The 23,072-nt window shown below is 73.1% G+C and carries 12 protein-coding genes; 7 read left to right on the forward strand and 5 right to left on the reverse strand.

Annotated elements, in window-relative coordinates; all coding sequences use genetic code 11:
• Window positions 1-204: 204 nt before the first annotated feature.
• The 4 genes from FHX73_RS41275 to FHX73_RS41290 all read left to right on the forward strand — a co-directional run bounded on the left by FHX73_RS41275 (window position 205) and on the right by FHX73_RS41290 (window position 7,468).
• Window positions 205-4,557 carry a discoidin domain-containing protein gene (locus FHX73_RS41275; protein ID WP_145911213.1) on the forward strand — a complete coding sequence of 1,451 codons (4,353 nt, stop codon included), beginning with the start codon at window positions 205-207 and terminating at the stop codon, window positions 4,555-4,557.
• 252 nt (window positions 4,558-4,809) lie between these two features.
• Window positions 4,810-5,535 (forward strand): nucleoside/nucleotide kinase family protein, encoded by a 726-nt coding sequence (locus FHX73_RS41280; protein WP_145911214.1) that lies wholly within the window; start codon window positions 4,810-4,812, stop codon window positions 5,533-5,535.
• 128 nt (window positions 5,536-5,663) lie between these two features.
• Window positions 5,664-6,191, forward strand: coding sequence for a SigE family RNA polymerase sigma factor (locus FHX73_RS41285; RefSeq protein ID WP_145911215.1), 528 nt, complete (start codon window positions 5,664-5,666; stop codon window positions 6,189-6,191).
• Between the two features lie 68 nt (window positions 6,192-6,259).
• Window positions 6,260-7,468: a hypothetical protein gene (locus tag FHX73_RS41290; RefSeq protein WP_145911216.1), complete on the forward strand. Its 1,209-nt coding sequence runs from the start codon at window positions 6,260-6,262 to the stop codon at window positions 7,466-7,468.
• Between the two features lie 17 nt (window positions 7,469-7,485).
• Here FHX73_RS41290 and FHX73_RS41295 read toward each other — a convergent pair whose 3' ends face one another.
• Window positions 7,486-8,334 (reverse strand): MOSC domain-containing protein, encoded by an 849-nt coding sequence (locus FHX73_RS41295; protein WP_145911217.1) that lies wholly within the window; start codon window positions 8,332-8,334, stop codon window positions 7,486-7,488.
• A 139-nt stretch (window positions 8,335-8,473) separates the two neighbouring features.
• Between FHX73_RS41295 and FHX73_RS47455 the strand changes: the two genes are divergently transcribed.
• The gene (locus tag FHX73_RS47455; protein WP_145911218.1) at window positions 8,474-11,413 is read left to right on the forward strand and encodes an AfsR/SARP family transcriptional regulator; all 2,940 of its coding nucleotides are present in this window, start codon (window positions 8,474-8,476) and stop codon (window positions 11,411-11,413) included.
• Here FHX73_RS47455 and FHX73_RS41305 read toward each other — a convergent pair.
• Window positions 11,406-12,461 carry a C40 family peptidase gene (locus FHX73_RS41305; protein ID WP_145911219.1) on the reverse strand — a complete coding sequence of 352 codons (1,056 nt, stop codon included), beginning with the start codon at window positions 12,459-12,461 and terminating at the stop codon, window positions 11,406-11,408. The two genes, FHX73_RS47455 and FHX73_RS41305, sit on opposite strands and share 8 nt — an antisense overlap.
• 424 nt (window positions 12,462-12,885) lie before the next feature.
• On the opposite strand from FHX73_RS41305, the gene FHX73_RS41310 reads away from it, so the two are divergent.
• A complete protein-coding gene (locus FHX73_RS41310; protein WP_145911220.1) occupies window positions 12,886-13,827 on the forward strand; it encodes an amidohydrolase family protein in 942 nt (313 codons plus the stop codon).
• A 196-nt stretch (window positions 13,828-14,023) separates the two neighbouring features.
• Window positions 14,024-15,571 carry a threonine/serine exporter family protein gene (locus FHX73_RS41315; RefSeq protein WP_145911221.1) on the forward strand — a complete coding sequence of 516 codons (1,548 nt, stop codon included), beginning with the start codon at window positions 14,024-14,026 and terminating at the stop codon, window positions 15,569-15,571.
• A 41-nt stretch (window positions 15,572-15,612) separates the two neighbouring features.
• On the opposite strand, the gene FHX73_RS41320 is transcribed toward FHX73_RS41315, so the two are convergent.
• The 3 genes from FHX73_RS41320 to FHX73_RS41330 all read right to left on the reverse strand — a co-directional run bounded on the left by FHX73_RS41320 (window position 15,613) and on the right by FHX73_RS41330 (window position 22,932).
• Entirely contained in the window at window positions 15,613-16,662 is a 1,050-nt protein-coding gene (locus FHX73_RS41320; RefSeq protein ID WP_145911222.1) for a fatty acid desaturase family protein, read from the reverse strand.
• A 96-nt stretch (window positions 16,663-16,758) separates the two neighbouring features.
• A complete protein-coding gene (locus FHX73_RS41325) occupies window positions 16,759-17,517 on the reverse strand; it encodes a hypothetical protein (RefSeq protein ID WP_145911223.1) in 759 nt (252 codons plus the stop codon).
• Window positions 17,518-17,685: 168 nt separating this feature from the next.
• Window positions 17,686-22,932, reverse strand: coding sequence for a SpaA isopeptide-forming pilin-related protein (locus tag FHX73_RS41330; RefSeq protein WP_145911224.1), 5,247 nt, complete (start codon window positions 22,930-22,932; stop codon window positions 17,686-17,688).
• Window positions 22,933-23,072: the final 140 nt, after the last annotated feature.

A 23,072-nucleotide genomic window follows, 5' to 3' on the forward strand; every position in this document is an offset into this window, starting at 1 on the left:
CGCGCGGTCGCGGCGGGGCAGTGTCATGTCCGCGCGCCCCATTGACGGGACGGAACGGGCTCTGTAACTTCTCGGCAAAGCTGCGGAAATCCAGAGCAGAACGACGCCGGTTCGGCGATGGATCTCTGACAGCCCGTCAGCGAGGGAGCCCGGGTCAGGGGCGGCTCGCCTCGGCATCCGTGGAGTCACAGGAACCGAGGGACGATGAGAACACTTCTGTCACTGCTGCGGTCACCCGGTGGGGCTCGCCGATCCCGACCGCACCGTGCCCACCCGAACCGGCCGCGCCGCGCCGCCGCCGCGCTCCTCGCGGTGCTCGCGCTCTGCGTGCCGCTGCTCGGCACCGTGGTCGCGCCCGCCGCCGCGGCCCCCGCCAACCTGGCGCTCGGCAAGACCGCCACCGTCTCCAGCAGCAACGGCCAGTACACCGCGGCCAACCTCAACGACGGCTCGCAGAGCAGCTACTGGGAGGGCGCCACCGGCGCCTTCCCGCAGTGGGCCCAGCTCGACCTGGGCGCCGCGACCCCGATCGACCAGGTGGTGCTCAAGCTCCCGAGCTCCTGGTCCGCCCGCAGCCAGACGCTCGCGCTCCAGGGCAGCACCGACGGCACGAACTACGCCACCGTCGTGGCCGCCACCTCGTACACCTTCGACCCGGCCTCCGGCAACACCGTGTCGATCAACTTCGGCGCCACCAGCACCCGTTACGTGCGGGTGAACATCACCGCCAACACCGGCTGGAACGCCGCCCAGCTCGCCGAGTTCGAGGTCTACGGCGCCACCGCGGCGGGCACCAACCTCGCGCTCGGCAAGACCATGAGCGACTCCGGGCACACCCAGAACTACGTCGCCGCCAATGCCGACGACGGCGACCCCACCACCTACTGGGAGAGCACCGACAACGCCTTCCCGCAGTGGCTCCAGGTCGACCTCGGCGCCTCCGTCGCCGTCGACCAGGTGGTGCTCAAGCTCCCGCCCGCCACCGCCTGGGCCGCCCGCACCCAGACCCTCGCCGTCCAGGGCAGCACCGACGGCAGCACCTTCACCGACCTGGCGCCCTCGGCCGGCTACACCTTCGACCCGGCCACCGGAAACACCGTCACCATCGACTTCGGCCAGGCCACCACCCGTTACGTCCGACTGAACGTCACCGCCAATACCGGCTGGCCGGCCGCGCAGATCGGCGAGTTCGAGGTCTACGGCCCGACCGGCGCCGTCCAGCCGCCGAACCCGCCCGGCAACCTCGGCTACACCCAGAGCGCGAGCGGCGCCGTCACCCTGACCTGGACCGCCTCCAGCAGCCCGAACCTGGCCGGCTACGACGTCTACGCGAACAACGCGCTGCTCACCTCCGTCCCGGCGAGCGCCACCAGCTACACCGACAACCCGCCCGTCACCGCCACCGTCAGCTACTTCGTCCGAGCCAAGGACACCGCAGGCAACGAGTCGGCCAACAGCAACACCGTCACCCGCACCGGCTCCTCCGCCACCGCACCGACCGCCCCCAGCAACCTCGCCTACACCCAACCCTCCTCCGGCCAGGTCGCGTTGACCTGGTCCGCCGCCTCCGACGCGGTCGGCGTCACCGGCTACACCGTCTACCGCAACGGCGCCAAGCTCGCCACGGTCGGCGGCAGCACCCTCGGCTACACCGACTCCGTCGCCGACTCGCTCACCGTCTCCTACGACGTCACCGCGAGCAACGCCGCCGGCCTGGAGTCCGCCGCCTCCAACACCGTCACCCGCACCGGCTCCGGCGGCACCAGCACCAACCTCGCCCTGCACAAGCCGATCGACGGCACCGCCTACACCTACACCTACGCCCCGGCGAACGCCGACGACGGCGACGCGACCACCTACTTCGAGGGCTCCAGCTACCCCTCGCAGCTCACCGTGCACCTGGGCGCCAACGCCGACCTCAGCTCGGTGGCGGTGAAGCTGAACCCGGCCGCCGCCTGGTCGGCCCGCACCCAGACGATCGCGGTGCTCGGCCGAGAGCAGAGCTCCTCGACCTTCACCACCCTGGTCCCCGCCCAGTCCTACTCCTTCGACCCGAGCGGCAACCAGAACACCGTCACCATCCCGGTCAGCGGCCGGGTGGCCGACGTCGAGCTCTCCATCACGAGCAACAGCGGCGCCCCCGGCGGCCAGGTCGGCGAGTTCGAGGTCTACGGCACCCCGGCGCCCAACCCCGACCTCACCGTGACCAGCAGCTCCTGGACGCCGACCGCGCCCGTGGAGACCGACGCGATCACCGCCTCCGCCATGGTGAAGAACGGCGGCACCGCCCCCTCGGTCGCCACCGACGTCAACTTCTACCTCGGCAGCACCAAGGTCGGCTCCACCACCGTCGGTGCGCTGGCCCCCGGCGCCACCCAGAGCGTCTCGGCCACGATCGGCACCCAGAACGCGGGAAGCTACCAACTCACCACCAAGGTCGACGAGTCCAAGCAGAACTTCAACCTCACCGGCGACCAGAGCTACACCAACCCGACCGACCTGGTGGTCGCCCCCGTCCAGTCCGCCGACCTGGTCGGCACGCTCAACTGGACGCCCGCCACCCCGGCCGCCGGAAACACCGTCAACTTCACCGCCACGGTGAAGAACCAGGGCACCATCGCCACCACCGCCGGCAGCCACGGCATCACGCTCACCCTGCTCGACCCCGCCGGGAACACCGTCACCACCCTGACCGGCGCGGTCAACGGCACCATCGCCGCCGGCGCCACCGCCGCCCCGGTCGCCCTCGGCTCCTGGACGGCCGCCAACGGCAAGTACACCGGCCACCTGGTGCTCGCCGCCGACCCGAACGAACTGCCCGTCAAGCAGCCGCACCTGACCAGCGACACCCCGGTCTTCGTCGGCCAGGGCGCCAACATGCCCTACGACTCCTACAAGTCCACCGACGGCCAACTCGGCGGAGCCGCCGCCGTGGTCGGCCCCAACCGCACCATCGGCGACCTGGCCGGCGAGGCCACCCAGCGCACCGCCGTCACGCTGGACAACACCGGCGACTCGGTCAGCTGGACCTCCCGCGAGTCCACCAACACCTTCGTGCTGCGTTACTCGATCCCCGACGCGCCGGGCGGCGGCGGCATCAACGCCACCCTCGACCTCTACGCCAACGGCCAGTTGGTGCAGCCGCTGAACCTCTCCTCGCACTACGCCTGGCTGTACGGCTCGGAGACCAGCCCCGGCAAGAGCCCGAGCGCCGGCTCGCCCCGGCACATCTACGACGAGTCCAGCTTCCTGCTCGGCCAGTCCTTCCCGACCGGCACCGTCTTCACCCTGAAGAAGGACGCCGCCAACACCTCCCAGTACGCGATCGACTTCATGAACCTGGAGCAGGCCACCCAGGTCGCCAACCCGGACCCGGCCCACCTGGTGGTGCCCGGCGGCTTCACCCAGCAGGACGTGCAGAACGCCCTCGACAAGGTGCGGATGGACACCACCGGCACCCTGACCGGCGTCTACCTGCCGGCCGGCCAGTACGCGGTGACGGGACGGCTGTCGGTCTACGGCAAGCCGGTCAAGGTGGTCGGCGCCGGCGTCTGGTACAGCCAGTTCACCGCCCCACAGAACCAGACCGACACCGACACCGGCTGGGACCTGCAGTCCGGCGCGAGCGGCTCGACCTTCACCGGCTTCGCCTGGTTCGGCAACTACAACACCCGCCAGGACGGCCCCGGCCACACCTGGGACCTGCGCAACCAGTCGAACATCACCATCGACAACGTGTGGATCGAGCACAACGTGGTCGGCATCTGGGGCGCCTCCAACGTGCAGAACTCCACCTTCACCAACCTGCGGATCCGCGACACCATGGCCGACGGCATCAACCTGACCAACGGCAGCCAGGGCAACCTGATCTCCAACGACGAGGCCCGCTCCACCGGTGACGACAGCTTCGCGCTGTTCGCCGCCCAGGACCAGAACCCGGGCGCCAAGGAGGAGAACAACACCATCCAGAACGTCACCGCGATGACCCCCTGGCGGGCGGCCGGCGTCGCCGTCTACGGCGGTGGCGGGAACACGGTGCAGAACTTCACCGTCTCCGACACCCTGTGCTACTCGGGCCTGACCCTCTCCTCGCTCAACTTCGGCTTCGCCTTCGAGGGTTTCGAGTCCAGCCCGCAGACCACCGTCCGCAACTTCACCCTGGCCAGGGACGGCGGCCACTTCTGGGGCAACCAGGTCTTCGGGGCGATCTGGGTGTTCTCCGCCACCCAGCCGTTCCAGGGCATCCGGGTCAGCGACGCCGGCATCACCGACCCGACCTACAGCGGCATCATGTTCCAGACCGACTACTCGGGAGGCAGCGCGCTCAACCCGGTGACCGACACCGTCTTCACCGACACCACGATCACCGGCGCCCACGCCGACAACGACGCCTACGGCACCGGGAAGTCCGGCTACGGCATCTGGGCCAACCCGCTGCCCGAGCCCGGCCAGGGGCCGGCGGTCGGATCGGTGACGTTCAACCACCTGGTGGAGAACGACAACGACGTCAACATCCAGAACACCACGTCGACCTTCGCCATCACCGTGAACCCGTGAGTTGACGGAGTGTCAGACAGTTGGGTGCGGGCCCCTCGTGAGGAGCCCGCACCCAACCGCTGCCAGCCGAGCGGGAGGTCCAGGTAGGCCTCGGTGCCGGCGGCGGAGCTGATCCGCAGGGTGCTGTAGGGCGGGTTGGCGTTGCCGTGCCCATGAGTTGGTGGGGAGGCGACTGTGCGCTTGCCCGTTCCTCCGTGGGCGGGCGGGCAGGGCGATCTTTCTCGCCGCTGAGGGAGCCGATAGGTTCGCCTCATGGGACAGCAGCGGGCGGGCGTGCATCATTCGGTTTCGACTTGGCAGCAGCCGTGTCCTCCGACGACCTCTCACGAACGCACTGCGCTGGTCGAACGGATCGCGAAGCGGATCCTTGCCCTCGGCCAGGGCCGTCTGATGGTAGGGATCGACGGTTTCACCGCTGCGGGCAAGACGAGTTTCGGGCACGAATTGGCTGAGCGGATCAGTACTGCGGGACGGCCCGTGCTCCGGGCAACCCTTGATGACTTCAAGAAGCCGTGGAAGGACCGGCACCTGTATGACCGGGAGTCAGGTGAGGGGTACTACCGCAACGCGTACGACTATGACGCGGTCAAGCGGCTGCTGCTTGAGCCCTCCCGGTCGCCGGAGGCAACGTCGTGCGCGCTGTGCAGCATCGACCCGCTGACGCAGAAGGACCATTCCTCAGACCGGACGTCCCTCTTTTCGGATGCGGTGCTGATCGTGGATGGCGTCTTCGCCTTCCGGCCGGAGATCAACGAGTACTGGGACTTCCGTGTCTGGCTGCAGGTAGATGCGGAACTGTCCGTTCAGCGAGGTGCTGACCGTGATCAGGACTGGGCCGGGAGCGATGCGGAGTCGATCCACCGCAACCGGTATCTGGTGGCAGAGCGCATCTATCTTCAGGAAGTCGACCCGATCCCGATGATGGACATCGTCATCGACAACTCGACGTTCGCCAGCCCGCGCATCGTGGAGTCGTGACCTCCGGAGGGCAAGAGTTCGTCGACCCGGCCGGGCCCGTCAACTTGACCGAGACGCGGAGGAGGCGATCCACGCACCGGAGCCGACCCCCGCGGGACGCGCCGCCGCCCCCAGCGCGTTTACCAGGCATGGACCGCACGACGACGAGTACCGCACCGCTGGAGCCACTGGAGTTCCGGGCGTTCGCCACCGCGATGGGGCGCCGACTGGTGCGCACGGCCTTCCTGCTGACGGGCGGTGACGCGCACCTCGCGGAGGACCTCGCGCAGGACACGCTGGGCCGGATCTACGGCAAGTGGCGCCGGGTGTCCCGGATGGAGAACCCGGCGGGGTACGCGCAGACCGTGCTGCTCCGCGCCTTCCTCTCGCACCGCCGGCGCCGTGCCAGCACCGAGCAGGTCACCGACACCTTCGCCGAGACGGCCGTCCACGACCCCGACCCGGACCTGCGCCTGACCCTGCTCCGCGCGCTCGGCCAACTGCCCGTCCAGGACCGCGCCGTCCTGGTCCTACGGTTCTGGGAGGACCGCAGCGCCGAGGAGACCGCCGAGGTGCTGCGGCTCAGCGCCAGCGGAGTGCGCTCGCGCACCAGCCGGGCGCTGGAGCGGCTGCGCGCCGTGCTCGGTGACCAGCTCGACGAACTGCCGCGTCCCTGACCCGCCGTCGGACTCCGACACCTTCCCCTTCCCCTGCCGATAGCCCTGCCGAGAAAGGCCGCTGCGCCATGCCCTCCGACGACTCGATCACCGAACTCCTGCGCGAGGCCGCGGACCTCGCCCCCGACACCCCCGGCGAGCTGCTGGCCGACGCGGGCGAGCGGCGCGGTCGCCGCCGCACCGCCCGCCGCCGGGCCGCCGTCGCCGGTGGCGCGGCCGTGCTGGCCGTGGCCGCCGTGACCGCCGTCCAACTGCGGCCCGGCGGTGACCCGGTGGCGCCGGCCGGCCGGCCGAGCACAACGGCTCCCGAGCTGCGGCCCGCGACCGCCGTCCTGGAGGCCCTGCTCCCGGCGGGCCGGATCACCGGCCAGGAGGCCCTCGACTACGGGACGGGCGCGGGCCCGACGGCCCGCCTGGTCTTCGACGACGGCCACGGCGGGACCCTGCTCGAACTGACCACCGCCACGGTCGGACTGCGGCTCGACGAGGACGCCGTGGGCACCCAGTGCCCGGACCCGTTCATGGTGCCCGTCGCGAGCTGCACCAGGACCGTCCGCCCGGACGGCTCGATCCTGGTCGTCGAGAAGTCGGCCCCGACCGCCGCCACCCCGGTCAGCGACTGGAGCGCGGTGTACACCGGCACCGACGGGCGCCAGGTCCGGCTCGACGAGTACAACTCGCCGACCGCGATGCCGCCGCTGAGCAGGCCCGAACCGGCCCTGACCACCGATCAACTGACCACCGTGGTGACCAGTGGCAGTTGGAACCGGCTGGTCGCCGCGGCCCGGCCGGTCGCCTCCCCGCCCCCCGGGCAGGCCGCCGGACCGGTGGCGCCCCGACCGGCCGCCCTGCTGGCCGTCGCGGACCGCCTGCTGCCCGCCGGCCTCCAGCACGACAACGGCAGCACCCCGCAGACCACCACCGGCCAAGCCCACCTGACGGTCACCGCCGACGGGCGGACCAGCGTGCTGGTGATCACCGTCGACCCCCGGCTGGAGCAGGGCGCCGGCGACCCCCGGCGCGCCTTCGAGGGCGGCGTGCGGCCCGGCCAGCAGCTGACCCGGACGGCCGACGGCAGCAGCGTGATCACCACCACCACGGCCGCCGACGCCACCGCCACCCGCGTGACGGTCCAGGCCATGCTGGCGGACGGCACCGGCGTCACCATCGCGGAGACCAACGGCAGCAACGGCTACGACCTCCAGCCGGGCCGGCCCGTGCTGACGGCCGACCAGCTCACCGCCCTCGCCACCGACCCCAGCTGGCGGCAGCACTGAGCCACCGACGCGGCGAGTCAGCGCACCGGCGCGGCGGCCCGCAGCTCCGACCGGCCCCACGCGTGCACCGACACCTCGTCACCCACCGACAGCCGGCCCGGCCGGACCACGGCGAGCTTGACGCCGAAGGCGACGCCGCCGGCGTCGGCCCGCCGGTAGCCGGCCAGGGTGCGGATCGGTTCGGGGCCGCGCCTGCGCCCGGAGTGCTGGTCGACCAGGGTGACGGAGCAGCGGATGGCGAGCTTGGCGTAGGCCAGCTCGACCGAGCCCAGGGTGAGGGTGCGCGCGAGGTCCTCGGTGTGCGGCTCGTCCCAGCCGTCCACCACGATGTTGGGGCGGAACCGGCCGACCGGCACGGCCGCGCCGCCCCCGGCGGCGAGCCGGGCGTCCAGCTCGGCCAGGGAGGAGAGCGAGAGCAGGTGCACCGCGCAGCTGTCGGCGTAGCCGGAGGTGCCGGGCACGAGCCCGTCGGTCACCCGGCCGTGCTCGGGCGGCACCCGGACCAGTCGGCTCGGCACGCCGAGGAAGGCGGAGAGCCAGGCGGCCGCCTCCTCGCCCTGGTCGATGCCGGTGAACGGCGCCCCGAACAGCTCCACCGGCCGGCGCGGGGACGAGGAGTCCACCGGGACGACGACCGAGCCGCCGGTGGGCGCGGAGAGCGTCAGCCGCGTCCCGTCCGCATCGAGCCGAGGGCGGATCAGGGCCAGCCGGGGATCGCGTCGCTGACTGCGGAACACCCCGTCGCCGTCGACGACCATGAACGCGCGGTCGTGGCGCAGCCCGGCGGCGGTCACCTCGGCGTCACGGGTCGTCAGGCCCGCGCAGCCCTTGACCGGGTAAGAGGTGAGTTCGACGATCCTGGCCACAGTGCCTTCCCCGCATGCGTGTTCGGCGGCCCGCTCCGGGGCCGGTCCGACCAGCCTGCCGCCACCCGCTAACAAGCGGATAGCACCCGCGTAACGGCTGGTGGGAGCGGTGTGGACGGCGCCGGGTAGCATTCCGGTCATGGGGGAGAGCACAGCCGAAAGCGGCGGTCCGAGACAGCCGGCGGCACCGACGCGGTTCGGCTTCGCCCTGCTCGGGCCCCTCGCGGTCCTCGACCCGGACGGCCGGGCGGTGCCGCTGCGCTCCGCCAAGGCCCGCACCATGCTCGCCGCACTGCTGCTGAGCGCCAACCGCGTGCTCACCCGCGAGCGGCTGACGGCCGAGCTGTGGGGCGAGCGGGTGCCGGCGACCGCCGGGGCCTCGCTCAACAACCTCGCCATGCGGCTGCGCCGTCTGCTGGAGGAGCAGACCGCAGCGCGGCTGGACACCGCCCCCGGGGGCTACCTGCTCCGGGTCGCCCCGGGGGAGCTGGACGTCGACGAGCAGGCCGCCCGGCTCGACCTGGCCCGGCAGGCCTGGGCGCGGCAGGACTGGCCCGCCGTCAGCAGCCACAGCGCCGCAGCCGCGGCCCTGTGGCGGGGCGAGCCGCTGGCCGACCTGGCCGCCGACGGCGTCCGGGCCGCCGCCCGGCAGCTGACGGAGGCTCACCTCCAGGCCCTGGAGTGGCACGCCGAGGCCGAGCTGCGGCTGGGGAACCACGCCGCCCTGCTGCCCGAACTGAGCTCCCGGACGGCGCAGTTCCCGCTGCACGAGGTCTTCCACGGGCACCTGATCCTGGCGCTCCAGCGCAGCGGCCGGCAGGCCGAGGCGCTGCTCGCCTTCGAGCGGGTGCGCGGCGCGCTGGCCGAGGAGCTCGGCGCCGATCCGGGCCAGGCCCTGCGTGAGCTGCACCAGGCGCTGCTCACCGGCGATCCGGCGCTGCTGCGAGTCGGCCAGGAGAGCGCCGCGCCGACCGGCGAGGGCGCTGCCGGGGCGGAGGAGACCGGGCAGGCGGTCGCGCGGCCCGCCGCCGGTCGGCCGACCCCGTCCCAACTACCTGCCGATACAGCCGAGTTCACCGGCCGCGCCGAGCAGGTCAAGGCCCTGGTCGAGCTGCTCGCACCCCAGCCGGAGGACACCGGCCCGCGGATCGCCGTCGTCACCGGCATGAGCGGGATCGGGAAGACCGCGCTCGCCGTCCACGCCGCACGCCTGCTGCACGACCGGTTCCCCGGCGGCCGGCTCTTCGCCGACCTGCACGGCTTCGGCCTGGGCACCAGCCAGGACCCGCACGACCTGCTCGGCCGCTTCCTCGGCGACCTCTCCGACGCCCCGGCCGGCCCCGGCGTGCCGATCCCCGGCGACACCGACGGCCGCGCGGCCCTGCTGCGCACCCTGCTGACGGGTCGGCAGGTGCTGATCGTGCTCGACAACGCCCGCGACGCCGCGCAGGTGCTCCCGCTGCTGCCCGGCTCGGCCGGCTGCTCGGTGCTGATCACCAGCCGCAACGTGCTGCCCGACCTGCCCGGCGGGCACCGCCTGGTGCTGGAGCCGCTCGACGAGGCGGAGCAGCGGGAGATGCTCGCCGCGTTCTGCGGCGCCGACCGGATCCGCGCCGAGGCCGGGGAGGCGGCCCGGATCCTGGACGCCTGCGCCGGCCTGCCGCTGGCCCTGCGGATCGTCGGGGCGAAGGCGCGGGTCCGGCCCGGCTGGCCGCTGCGCACGCTGGCGGAGCAACTCGACGGCGGCGGCGACCGGTTGCAGGCGCTCGCGACGGGCAGCCTGTCCGTCCAGGCCTCCTTCGCCGCCGGCTACGGGATGCTGCGCGACAGCGGCGACGCGCGCGAACGCGAGGCGGCGCGGGTGTTCCGGCTGCTCGGCCGCTGGCACGGCGACGGGCTGACCGCCGAGGCGGTCGCCGCCCTGGTCGACGGCCCGGTGGGCCGGACCACCGAACTCCTCGGGCTGCTCGGCGACGTCCACCTGGTGCAGAACCCGGCACCCGGCCGGTACCGGTTCCACGACCTGGTCGGCGAGTACGCGGCCGAGCGGCTGGCCGCGGAGGAGCCGGCGGCCGTCGCCGAGGCGGCCCTGCTGCGGCTGCTCGGCTGGTACACCGCCGCCAGCCAGGCCGCCAGCTCGACGATCGCCCCCGGCATGGCCGCCGGGCCCGCGTTCACCGCCGGCCCGCCCGACCGGGTGCCGCACTTCGCGGACGCCGCCCAGGCGCTCGCCTGGTGCGTGCGGGAGCTGCCCAACCTGCGCGAGGCCATCGGCCGGGCCGCGCTCGGCCCGCGCCCCGACCTGGCCTGGCGGCTGGCGCTCAACCTGTTCGGCTACGCCACCACCTACTGGTGGACCGGCGTCTGGGACGACTGCCTGCACCAGGCGCTGGCCACGGCCCGGGCGCACGGCGATCGCGAAGGCCGGGCCTGGGTGCTGTTCCGGCTCGGCGTGGCGCACCGCCTGGCGTACCGGTACCAGGACAGCCTCGCCCGCCTGCTGGAGTGCCTCCCGCACTTCGAGTCGCAGCCGGACCTGGAGGCCCGGGCGGGCGTCTACGCGAACCTCTCCCGGGCCTACGGCGGAACCGGTCGGCCCGCCGAGGCCCTGGACTACGCCCACCGCGCCCTCGACCTGTTCCGGCGCTCGGGCAGCGCGCGCAGCGAGGCGCCGCTGCTGAGCGGGCTGGCCGCGGCCCACCGGGCCGCCGGCGACTATCCGGCGGCCGAGGCGGTGTGCCGTCAGGTCCTGGCGATCTGCCGCGAGTTGGGCTACCTCACGAACGTCGCCATCGCGCTGGAGGAACTCGGCGACACGCTGCGCGCGCTCGGCCGGCGCGACGAGGCGCTGGCGAGCCTGGCCGAGGCGCTGACGCTGCGCCGACAGGTCGGCGACACCGGCGGAGCGGCCGACACCCTGGTGGCCACCGGGTGGATCCACGCCCACTTCGGCGAGTCCGCGGCGGCCCGGGCCTGCTTCGACGAGGCACGGGGCGTCAGTGGCACGCAGGCCCCGTTGCCGTCGCGGCCGGCGGAACCGGTCCCCGCTCCCGGGCCGCAGGCCGGACCGGTCAGATGATCCGGCGGATGGTGGCGATCGGCATCGCGTCGGCCGCCATGATCCGCACCACGGCGCCGGCGTGCGGCGCGTGCACCACCTGGCCGTTGCCGAGGTACATGCCCACGTGGCCCTCGGGGCCGTCCTCGGCGTTGTAGATCACCAGGTCGCCGGGCTGGGCCTGGGCCAGGCTCGGCACCGACATGCCCACCCCGGCCTGCTCCTGGGAGGTGCGCGGCAGCTGCACGCCGGCCTGCTCGTAAGCCCACTGCATCAGGCCGGAGCAGTCGAAGGTGGTCGGACCGGTGTGGCCCCAGACGTACGGGTCGCCGAGCCGGCTGAGCGCGGCACTCACTGCGGACCCTGCCTGGCCGGAGGCCTGCGGCAGGGCGGAGAGGTCGGCCCGGGTGCTGCCGCGCGAGGCCGCGCCGCCGCCGCCGTCCTGCTGCTCGGCCGCCAGCACCGCCGCCCGCTGGCTCGCGGTGAGCGAGTTGAGCAGCGTCTGCGACTGCTGGAGCTTGGCCTTCACCTGGCTCGCCGCGGTCTGCAGTGCGGTCGTGGTGGAGTCCAGCTCGGCGAGCTCGGTGGCGGCGTCCTGCTTCTGCTGGTTGAGCGCGCGCTGGGCCTGCTGGAGGGCCTTCAGGGCGCCGGCCTCGCTGATGTCCGCCTGCTGCTGGGTGGCGGCCCGGTCGAGGAAGCCGGACGGGTCGGCGGTGAACACCAGCTGCAGGGACGGGTCGAGCCCGTCCTGCATGTACTGCTGACCGGCCACCGAGCCGAGCCCCTGCTGCAACTGGTCGACCTGGGCCTGGGTGCGGGCCACCTCGTCCTGGAGCTGCGAGGAGCTCACGCGCAGCGCCGCCGCCTTCTCCTGGGCGCCGTCGTACTGCTCGGTGGCCTTCTCCGCCTGCGCGTTCAGACCGTCCAGCTGCGACTTGACGTCGTCCACCGAGGGCTTCGGGTCGGCCCACGCGCCCTGCACCGAGAGGGTGACCGTGGCCGCCGTGGCCGCGGTGAGCACCACGACCCGGGCACGGCTCGGTTGCTTCGGACGGCGGTGGGTCGCCACGGCGGCTCCTTCTTCCCGAGGGGTCGCCTGGCCTGCTGGGCCGGTCGGACGACGCGTTCGACCTCCGACCATAGTGCTGTTCCCCTGACCAGGTCACGGCGGGCCCCGAAGTGAACTCCGGGGTCGCCGAGAACCGTTGATCAAGGGTCGGATTTCCGTGTGCGGCAGCCTCTCCCGATCCTGCCCAGCAGGCAGCCTCAGTACGGCAGCTGACGGCCCGACGGCGTCCGCAGGTCGAGCGGGGGCCGCGGTCGCTGCGCAGCGGGGCGCTTCACCACTCTGATCCCGGCCATCTCCCTCACCTCCTCGACCTGGGTGGCCATGCCGAGCTTCTGCCCACTCCCGGCGCCTTCTATCCCTCACACACCGTCACCCGCCGCCCCGGGCTGGACGCGTCCCCCCGCGAGGCCCGAAGGTGATCGGCATGAACGATCACCCTGACGCCACCGACGCCACCGACGAGACGTACGCGAGCAGCACCCACGACGTGACCGCCGAGGCCGCCGCGATCCGCCGGTTCTGGGGCGGGCTCGGTCTCCCCGGGCTGATCGACGTCCACACCCACTTCATGCCCGAGCGGGTGCTGCGCAAGGTCTGGGCCTACTTCGACGCCCAGGGCTCGCTCACCGGCGGCACGGCCTGGCCGATCACCTACCGGCACCAGGAGGAGGAGCGGCGCGCCGTCCTGGAGCTGTTCGGCGTGCGGGCGTTCACCGCGATGCTCTACCCGCACAAGCCCGGCATGGCCTGCTGGCTGAACGGCTGGGCGGCCGAGTTCGCCGCCCGCACCCCCGGCTGCCTGCACACCGCCACGCTCTACCCCGAGCCCGGGGTCGAGGAGTACGTGCGCGAGGCCGTCGAGGCGGGCGCCCGGGTCTTCAAGGCGCACGTGCAGGTGGGCGCCTACGACCCGGCCGACGAACTGCTCCGGCCCGCCTGGGGCCTGCTCGCCGAGGCGGGCGTCCCGGTGGTGATCCACTGCGGGTCCGGGCCGGCCCCGGGCAAGCACACCGGCCCGGACCCGATCGCGCGGGTGCTGGCCCGCCACCCCGGGCTGCGGCTGATCGTGGCCCACCTGGGGATGCCCGAGTACGAGGAGTTCCTCGACCTGGCCGAGCGCCACCCGGAGCTGCGCCTGGACACCACCATGGCCTTCACCGACTTCAGCGAGGGCTTCATGCCCTTCCCCGCCCGCGCCCTGCCCCGGCTGGCCGCGCTCGGCGACCGGGTGCTGCTGGGCTCGGACTTCCCCAACATCCCCTACCCCTACCTGCACCAGCTCCAGGCGCTGGAACGCCTCGACCTCGGCGCCGACTGGCTGCGGGCGGTCTGCCACGACAACGCGGCGCGCCTGTTCGGGCTCTGACGAGGCGTTCGGGACGGTTGTGGTTGTTCGGGCCGCGAAACCGGCCCGTCGGCGCGTTCGAGGCCACCGGGCGTGCACGCCCCGGCGCGCTCCGGCCCGTCGGCCCGGTTCGGCCGCAGGGCGTTCACGCACCCTTCACAGTGGACATCCCGTCTGGGAGCGATGAGCGACCTGGGGGGCGTGCCAGGGAGTGGTGATGTCCGACAACGAGCAGCCCGGCCCGCGCGCCGGTTCCGACCGGCGGGCGCCCCGCTCCCGGGGCGCACGGCACCGGATCCCGGCCCCCGCCCCGGCCCGCGAACAGGCCCGCCCGACCGCCGAGGCCGTGCCGGTCTCCTCGGGGGAGGGCGCGGACGGCGGCGCCTGGTCCGACCGCGTGCTGCCGCTGCTGCGCACCCCGAGCACCGCCCGCCCGCCGGCCCCCGACGGCTCCGGGTCGGACCGGCCGGAGCCGGCCGACGCCGCGGCCGTGCTCGACCTCGCCCTGCTGGTCGGCGAGTTGATGCTGGCCAGCGGCGAGGCGGCGGAGGACGTCGAGGCGGCCATGCTGGCCGTCACCCGCGCCTACCGGGTCGGCCCGTGCGTGCCGCAGGTGATGTTCACCCGGGTGGCGATCTGCTACCAGCCGGGCACCGCCGAGCCGCCGCTCACGGCCGAGTGCTCGGTGCGCCGCCCGGCCGCCGACTACGGCCGGCTCACCGCGCTCTTCCGGCTGGTCACCGAGATCACCGCGGGCGGCATCGGCCTGGACGACGCCCAGCGCCGGCTGGCCGCGGTGCGCCGGCGCGGCCGCCGCTACCCGGGCTGGGTCCAGGCGGTCGCCTGCGCCCTGCTGGCCGGGGCCGCGACCCTGCTGGTCGGCGGGCGGGCCGATGTCCGGGCCTGGCTGGTCTTCGGCAGCGCCGTGCTCGCGGCGCTGGCCGGCGACCGGCTCGCGGCGCTGGTGGCCCGGCACGACCTGCCCGAGTTCTACCGCTTCGTGGTGGCCGCGGCCCCGGCCGCCGTGATCGGCATCCTGCTCTCCTTCAACGGCCTGCACCTGCGCGGCTCGGTGGTGATCACCGGCGGGCTGTACGCGCTGCTGCCCGGCTGGCCGATGGTGGCGGCGACCCAGGACGGCCTGGCCGGCTTCTACCTCACCGCCGCCGCCCGGCTGCTCGAATCGATGTACCTGATGATCGCCGTGGTGATCGGCGTGATGGCGGTGCTCTACGTCGGCGTCAACAACGGCGCCGACCTGGCGGCCGGGGACCTGCCGGCCCGGGCCTCCGACCCGCCGCTGCAGCTCACCGCCGCCGTGCTGCTCACCCTGGGGTGGGCGGTGCTGCTGAACACCGACCCGGGCGCGCTGCCCGCCGTCCTGCTGAACAGCGCCGCCGCCTGGACCACCTACGGGGTGGTGGTCCGGGCGGGCGGGGAGCCGATCATGGCCACCGGTCTGGCCGCCGTGCTGGTCGGCCTGTCGGGCCAGTTGATGGCCCGGGTCCGGGGCAGCTCCACGCTGCCGCACATCACGGCGGCGCTCGGCCCGCTGCTGCCCGGCTCGGTGCTCTACTTCGGGCTGCTGGCCTTCGTCCGCGGCCGCTCCGACGCGGGGCTGCGCGGCGTGGGCTGCGCCTCGGCGATCGCGATGGCGCTGGCGATCGGCGTCAACCTCGGCCGCGAGGTGGCCCGGCTCTTCCTGCCCGCGCCGGGCGTGGCCGCGCCGGTGCCCGAGCCCCGGCGGGGGCGGCACCGGCGCTGAAGCCCCGTCAAAAGGTGAGGCCCCGTCAGGGTGAGGCCGCGTCAGTGGTCGGCGCGCAGCGGCTCGCCGGTGCGGTGCAGGTGGCCGAAGATCTCGCGGTAGGAGCGCAGCAGGCCGGTCTGGTAGTAGGGGATGCCCTGCTCGGCGCAGAACTCGCGGGTGATCCGGGCGGCGCGGCCGAGCGCGGGGGTCGGCATGTTCGGGAACAGGTGGTGCTCGATCTGGTAGTTGAGGCCGCCCATCAGGCTGTCGGTCAGCAGGTTGCTGCGCACGTTGCGCGAGGTGAGCACCTGCCGGCGCAGGAAGTCGAGCTTCATCTCCGGCGTCACCATCAGCATGCCCTTGTGGTTCGGGGCGAAGACGCAGCCCAGGTAGAGCCCCAGCAGCGCCTGGTGCACGGCGAGGAAGGCCACCGCCTTGCCGGCCGGCATCGCGGCGAAGACCAGCCCGAAGTACCCGGCGAAGTGCGCGACCAGCAGCGCCCCCTCCAGCCACGGCCGCTTCACCGCGGGGCCGCGCAGCGCGCGGAAGCTGTTGTAGCTGAGGTTCAGCCCCTCCAGCAGGAGCAGCGGCACGAACAGGAAGGCCAGCCGCGCCCCGATGAACCGGGCCACCCCGTCGGCCTGCCGGGCCTGGCGCTGCGACCACACCACGATGTCCGGCGCGACGTCCGGGTCCCGCTCCTCGTGGTTCGGGTTGGCGTGGTGGCGGGTGTGCTTGGCCATCCACCAGCCGTAGCTCATGCCCATCAGCAGGTTCGCCGCGATCCGCCCGCCGATCTCGCTCGGCAGCCGCTTGCCGAACACCTGGCGGTGCGCCAGGTCGTGGGAGAGCAGGGCGACCTGGACGAAGACGACGGACAGCGCCGCCGCCAGCGCGAGCTGCCACCAGCTGTCGCCGAGCGCGAGCACGCCCCACCAGCCGCCGGCGTAGGCCGCGAGCACCAGGCCGGATCGGACGGCGTAGTAGCCGGGCCGCCGGTCCAGCAGCCCGGCGGCGGCGATCCGGCGGCTGAGCCGGGCGAAGTCGCTGCCGGCGGCGGCCGGGTCCGAGGGGGCGGGGCGGGTGGTGGTCCGCTGTGGTGTGGGCATGCCCCGAGTCTGCTGTGCGGGGCGCCGCCGAAGAACGGGGGAAGCACCCGTCCTGTCCGGGGGGCTAACCCCCGCACCGCCCCTGGTGCTGGCCCGTCAGCCGCCCCAGGGCGCGGCCGGTACCCGGGCGTCGACGTGACGCTCCGTCAGGTCGATGGTGGTCGGCGGACCGCTGTCGGCGCCGCGCAGTTCGAGGCGGCGCAGGTTCCCGTCCTGGTCCACCCAGTAGACGAGGTGCGACTGCCCGGCGGCGGCGTCGCGCGGCAGCGGTCCGGAGAAGACGCCGTAGCGGTGGCCGTCGAGCTGCTCGTCGCGCAGCCAGCGGGCGCCGGACTGGGCGAGCAGCTCGGCGTTGTCGGGGCGGTCGGCGGCGACGGCCATGGTCAGCCGCAGCGCGGTGTCGAGCCGGTCGGTGGTGTAGGCGCGCGGCGACCAGGCCTGCGGGGGCATCTGGTCGGCCGTCAGCGCGAGGGCGGCCGGGCCGGGGTCGGCGGGCTGCTTGCCGGGGGCGACCCCGACCCCGTTCCCGTCCCAGGCGAGCAGGCCCGGTCCGCCGACGCCGTCGGTGGTGTAGGAGCCGACGGCGTGGTGGGCGCGGAAGTCCACCAGCCCGTGCACCAGGGTGCGGGTGCCGTCGCTGGGCACCGTGATGTCCACCAGCACCGGGCTGGCCTCGTAACTGGTGAGCCGGGAGAGCGCGAGCCGGGCGGCCTCGTCCGTGGTCACCGGACGGCTGGCGGGCGCGCCGTGCCCGGGCAGGGCCAGCAGCAGGCCGGCCGCGAGCAGGCCGGTCAGCGCGGTCGCGGTGGTGGCCAGCGGCCTGGACCGGACGGCCGAGAACACGGCTGGTGACATGCGGGTTCCTCCTCGTCGCACTGAGCCGGCCCAGCTCAGCGGGCGGCCGGTGGCGGGTCAAGGAGCGGGGCCGCCGGCCGGCGGGCAAATCCACCCGTTGGGCACAGCACAGCGGGGTGGGACCGGATGGTCCCACCCCGCTGACGGATGCTCAGTCGGCCTCGTGCATCACGCCTTCCGGTTGCGGCGGATCCGCCGGCCGATCAGCACCAGCCCGCCGCCGCCGACCAGCAGCAGCGCGCTGAGCAGGCCGACCGGCAGCGTCGAGGAGCCGGTCTTGGGCAGCTCCGGCTCGTGCTTGTCGACCACGGTGACGCGCACGCCCGCCTGGGCGTTGTCGGCGGTCAGCGTCAGCGGACCGAACTTCGCCGGGCTGGGCAGCTGGTAGCCGTCGGGCGCCTTGGTCTCCTGCCAGTAGTAGGTGCCGAGCCCGACCGTCGCCGAGCAGGTGCCGTCGCCGACCGTGGTGCAGGGCCCGCCGACCGGGGTGCCGTCCGCCTTCAGCAGCTGGAAGACGGCGCCCGCCAGGGGCTTGCCCTGCGGGTCGGTCTTCAGCACCGTGACCCGACCCGTCATCGGCTGGTCCACGGCGGTGACGGAGACGCCCTGGGCGGCGTTCTGCAGGGTGAGCACCAGCGGTCCGAACAGGGCGGGGCTGGGCAGCTGGTAGCCGTCGGGGGCCTTGGACTCCTGCCAGTAGTAGGTGCCGAGCTCGACGGTGGCGGTGCACTTGCCGTCGGCCCCCGTGGTGCACGGCGAGCCGACCGGGTTGTGGTTCTGGTCGAGCAGCAGGAAGACCGCGCCGGCCAGCGGCTTGCCCTGCGGGTCCGTCTTGCGGACGGTGACCGCGCCGGGCTTGGGCTGGTCGACGGCGGTGGTGCTGACACCGGCCTGGTGGTTGTCGGAGGTGAGCACGAGCGGTCCGAAGACCGCCGGGTCGGGCAGCTGGTAGCCGTCCGGTGCCTGGGTCTCCTGCCAGTAGTAGCTGCCCAGGCCGACCGTCGCCGAGCACTTGCCGTCGGCGCCCGTGGTGCAGGGCTGGCCGATCGGGGAGCGGTCCGCCTTCAGCAGCTGGAAGACGGCGCCCGCGAGCGGCTTGCCCTGCTGGTCGGTCTTCAGCACCGTGACCTGACCGGTCATCGGCTGGTCCGTCACGGTCACCGTGACGCCCTGCCGGTGGTTGGCCGGGGTGAGCACCAGCGGTCCGAAGACCGAGGGGGTCGGCAGCAGGTAGCCGCCCGGGGCGGCGGTCTCCTCCCAGTAGTAGGTGCCGAGCCCCACGGTGGCGCTGCACCTGCCGTCGGTCCCGGTGGTGCAGGGCTGGCCGATCGGCGCGCGGTTCTGGTCGAGCAGCTGGAACACCGCACCGGCCAGCGGCCGGCCCTCCGGGTCGACCTTGGTGACGGAGACCTGACCCGTCATCGGCTGGTCGACCGCCGTGACGGAGACGCCCTGCCGGTGGTTGTCACTGGTCAGCGTGAGCGGTCCGAAGACGGCCGGGTCGGGCAGCTCGTAGCCGTTGGGTGCCTGCGTCTCCTGCCAGTAGTAGGTGCCGAGCCCCACGGTGGCGCTGCACCTGCCGTCGGTGCCGGTGGTGCAGGGGCTGCCGATCGGCGCGTGGTCGTGGCCGAGCAGCTGGAAGACGGCGCCGGCCAGCGGGTTGCCCTGCGGGTCGGTCTTCAGCACGCTGACCTGACCCGTCATCGGCTGGTCGACGGCGGTCACCGAGACGCCCTGGTGGGAGTTCTGCACGGTGAGCACCAGCGGTCCGAAGACGGCCGGGTCGGGCAGCTCGTAGCCGGCGGGTGCCTGGGTCTCCTGCCAGTAGTAGGTGCCGGGGTCGACCGTGGCCGAGCAGATGCCCGAGGCGGGCGTGGTGCAGGGCTGGCCGATGGGGGAGTGGTTCTGGTCCTGGAGCTGGAAGACGGCGCCGGCCAGCGGGTTGCCCTGCGGGTCGGTCTTGAGGACGCTCACCGCGCCGGGCGCGGGCCGGTTGGTCGCCGTGGTGCTGACGCCCTGCTGGTAGTTGGCGGCGGTGAGGACCAGCGGCCCGAAGACGGCCGGCTCCGGCAGCTGGTAGCCGGCGGGTGCCTGGGTCTCCTGCCAGTAGTAGGTGCCGAGCCGGACGACGGCCGAGCAGATGCCGTCGGCACCGGTGGTGCAGGGCTGGCCGATGGGGGAGTGGTCCTGGCCCTGGAGCTGGAAGACGGCGCCGGCCAGCGGGTTGCCCTGCGGGTCGACCTTGAGGACCTTCACGGTGCCGGTCATCGGCTGGTCGACGGCCGTGACCGTCACGCCCGCCTGGTAGTTGGCCGCGGTGAGCACCATCAGGGTGGACCGCGCCGGGTTGGGCAGCAGGTAGCCGGCGGGTGCCTGGGTCTCCTGCCAGTAGTAGCTGCCGAGCCCGACCGTGGCCGAGCAGGTACCGTCGGCGCCGGTGGTGCAGGGCTGGCCGACCGCAGTGCCGTCCTCCTTGTAGAGCTGGAAGACCGCGCCGGCCAGCGGGTTGCCCTGCGGGTCGGACTTGATGACGCTCACCCGGCCGGTGATCGGCTGGTCGTTGGCGACCACGCTGACCCCCGCCTGGTGGTTGGCGGCGGTGAGGACCAGCGGTCCGAAGACGGCCGGGTCCGGCAGCAGATAGCCGTTGGGTGCCTGGGTCTCCTGCCAGTAGTAGGTGCCGAGCCCGACGGTGGCCGAACACCTGCCGTCGTTGCCGGTGGTGCAGGGGGTGCCGACCATGGTGTCCGGGTTCGGGCCGGTGGTCTGCAGCCCGGTGCCGCCGTTGGTCTTCTTCCACAGCTGGAAGACCGCGCCCGGCAGCGGGTTGCCCTGCGGATCGGCCTTGGTCACCGTGACCTGACCGGTCATCGGCTGGTCGATCGCGGTGGTGCTCACCCCGGCCTGGTAGTTCGCCATGGTGAGGTCCAGCGGTCCGAAGACCGCCGGGTTGGGTAGCTCGAACCCGTTGGGTGCCTGGGTCTCCTGCCAGTAGTAGGTGCCCAGGCCGACGTTCGCGGTGCACCTGCCGTCGTTGCCGGTGGTGCAGGGGGCGCCGACCGTGGCGTCAGCGTTCGGGCCGGTGGTCTGCAACCCGGGGTTGCCGTTGGTCTTGCGCCAGAGCTGGAAGGTGGCGCCGGCCAGCGGGTTGCCCTGCGGGTCCGTCTTGGTGATGCTCACGTTGCCGGTCGGCTGGTAGTAGCCGAAGTCGTAGGTGTGGTTGTTCTCGCCGGGCCCGCCGGTGGTGATGGCGATCTCGGGGTACGTGCCGCCCGGCGGCACCACGCCCTTGTTGTCGACGAAGCGGTTGGTGCCGGCGTTCGCCTGGGTGACGGTCCACCGGTAGAGCGGGCCGCCGGGGGCGTAGTCGGCGGGCAGGTCGACCCGGATCGTGTACCGGGTGTGCGGCAGCAGGCCACCGGTCACGTTGCTGTTGTCGAAGTAGTACTCACCGCGCGCGGTGGTCCGCATCGTGCCGACCACGGTGTTGTTCGCGTCGTACAGCCGCACCGTGGCGCCGACCACCGGATTCTCACCGGGGTCCTGGATGCCGTTGCGGTTGACGTCGTACCAGACCCGGTTGCCGATCTGCAGCGGCGCCTCGTCGCACATCACTTCGAGGTCGGCCATCGAGCCGCCCTTGCCGAAGGCCGTGGTGAGCCGGTTGCCCATCTGGGCGGTGGTCGAGGTGCTGCCGTCGCGGTTCACGAAACCGGTGCCGCCGGTGTAGGTGGTCACGCCGTCGGGGTCCACCGCCGAGCTGGCGATGGTCGACTCCACCTTGGAGAGCGCGATCCCGGAGTACATCGCGTTGTTGTGGTACGTGGTGCGCTGCTGGGCGTAGTAGTTCTGGCCGCGGTTCCCGGTCTTGCCGCAGCCGAGGTTCTCGGCCATCACGAACATGCCGTTCGCGCCGGCACAGGCCTTGGTGAGCGCCCCGCCCGAGGCGGGCACGAAGAGACCGCCCTTGGCCCTGGCGCGCTGGCCTTGGCCGATCTGGTCGGTGAGGCGGTCGCGGAAGCTGAGGATCAGCGAGCCGTCGGTGTCCACCTCGATGTCCGAGAGCATCGGCTCGGGGTTGGCGTAGTAGGTGGTGCCGCAGGCGGTGCCGTTCTGGGTGGTCGGGATGGTGTCCGACCACGGGAACCAGCCCGCGCCCGGGCACGGGGCGATGCTGAACGAGGCCAGGCGCGGGTAGTCGAGCGGCTGGTCGAGGATCACCGGCCCGAAGGTGCCGGCCACCGGGTCGAAGGTGCGCACGATCGCCCGCATGTCCGAGACGCTCTGGGTCGACTCGCCGGAGCAGACCCCGCCCACGTAGACCACGCCGTCCTGGATCCCCAGGCCGTACGGGCGCCAGTCACCGGCCGCCGGGCACGCGGTGGTCGGGCCGGGGATCGGGTAGACCGCCCTGGGCGCGGTCGCCGTGCGCTGGGTCGCGTCGTAGCGGTAGAGCTGACGGTCGGCCAGGTTGACGGCGTAGAGGTCCTGGCCGTCCTCCGAGACGTCGACGTCGCCCAGCGCCTCCTTGGCCACGGCCGGCGCGAACGCCAGGTCCATGTCGGTGGTGAAGTCGTGCGCCGAGGTGCCGGTGTCCGGCACGGTGGCGAAGAGCGTGGTCGTGTTGGTGGCGCGGTCGGTCAGGTAGATCCCGCCGCTGCCGCCCGGACCGTAGGCGGAGCCGCGGTGCGCGGTCGCACCGCTGAAGATCCACCTGCGCTGCTTGCTGTAGCCGATGCCGTACACCGAGCCGGTGTCGGTCCTGGTGGCCAGGTTGGTGGTCTGGTTGTCGTTCCCGCGCGCGTGGTAGGGGAAGCTCACCAGGGTGCGGGTGCCCGTGTCGGCCGGGGTGACGTCGCTGCGGATGCAGGCGGTGACCAGCGGCGCGTTGTCCTGGCAGTAGTCGCCCGGGTTCCACAGGCCGGTGGTGTACGAGACGTTCCGGCCGCCCGCGAGGTTGACGAACTCCTCGGTGCTGCTCAGCTGGTTGGGCGCGCCGGCCAGGCCCTGCCGGCTGGCGAAGGCGGAGAAGAGCACGCCGGGCTTGGGGTTGATCACCTGGACCCGGTAGGTGCCGCCGGTCAGGCCGCTGGTCCCGGCGTTCAGCGTGACGGTGCCGTCGGCGGCGGTGGTGCCGCTGATCGTGGTGCCCGCGTCGTCGGTGAGGTTGACCGTGACGCCGGACATGCCGGGCTCCAGTGCGGCGCCCTGCCAGACTCCGCTGGCCGTGACGGCGCGGATCACCCGCACCGTCACCGAGCCGTCGCCGGCCTGGGCCTCGGCGGTGTGGACGAGGGCGCCGAGGTAGCCGGCGGCGAGCGTGAGGACCGTGCCGGCGGCGGCGAGCCGGCGCCGGCGCTTGGGTGGGCCGCCGCGCGGCGGCCGGGCCCCGAAGGGCCGAGGAATGTCGAACACCGTGTCGCGACGCCTTTCGTGAGGGTGAATCACCAGGCTGAATATTGACGGCCGGAATCCGGGCGGACGGAATTATCGTTCGAGAATCGCCGTCATCCGTTCATGTGTTTCAGTCGGTTGGGCGAGAAATTGCCTACCGG

The sequence above is a fragment of the Kitasatospora viridis genome, assembly GCF_007829815.1.
GTDB lineage: Bacteria > Actinomycetota > Actinomycetes > Streptomycetales > Streptomycetaceae > Kitasatospora > Kitasatospora viridis.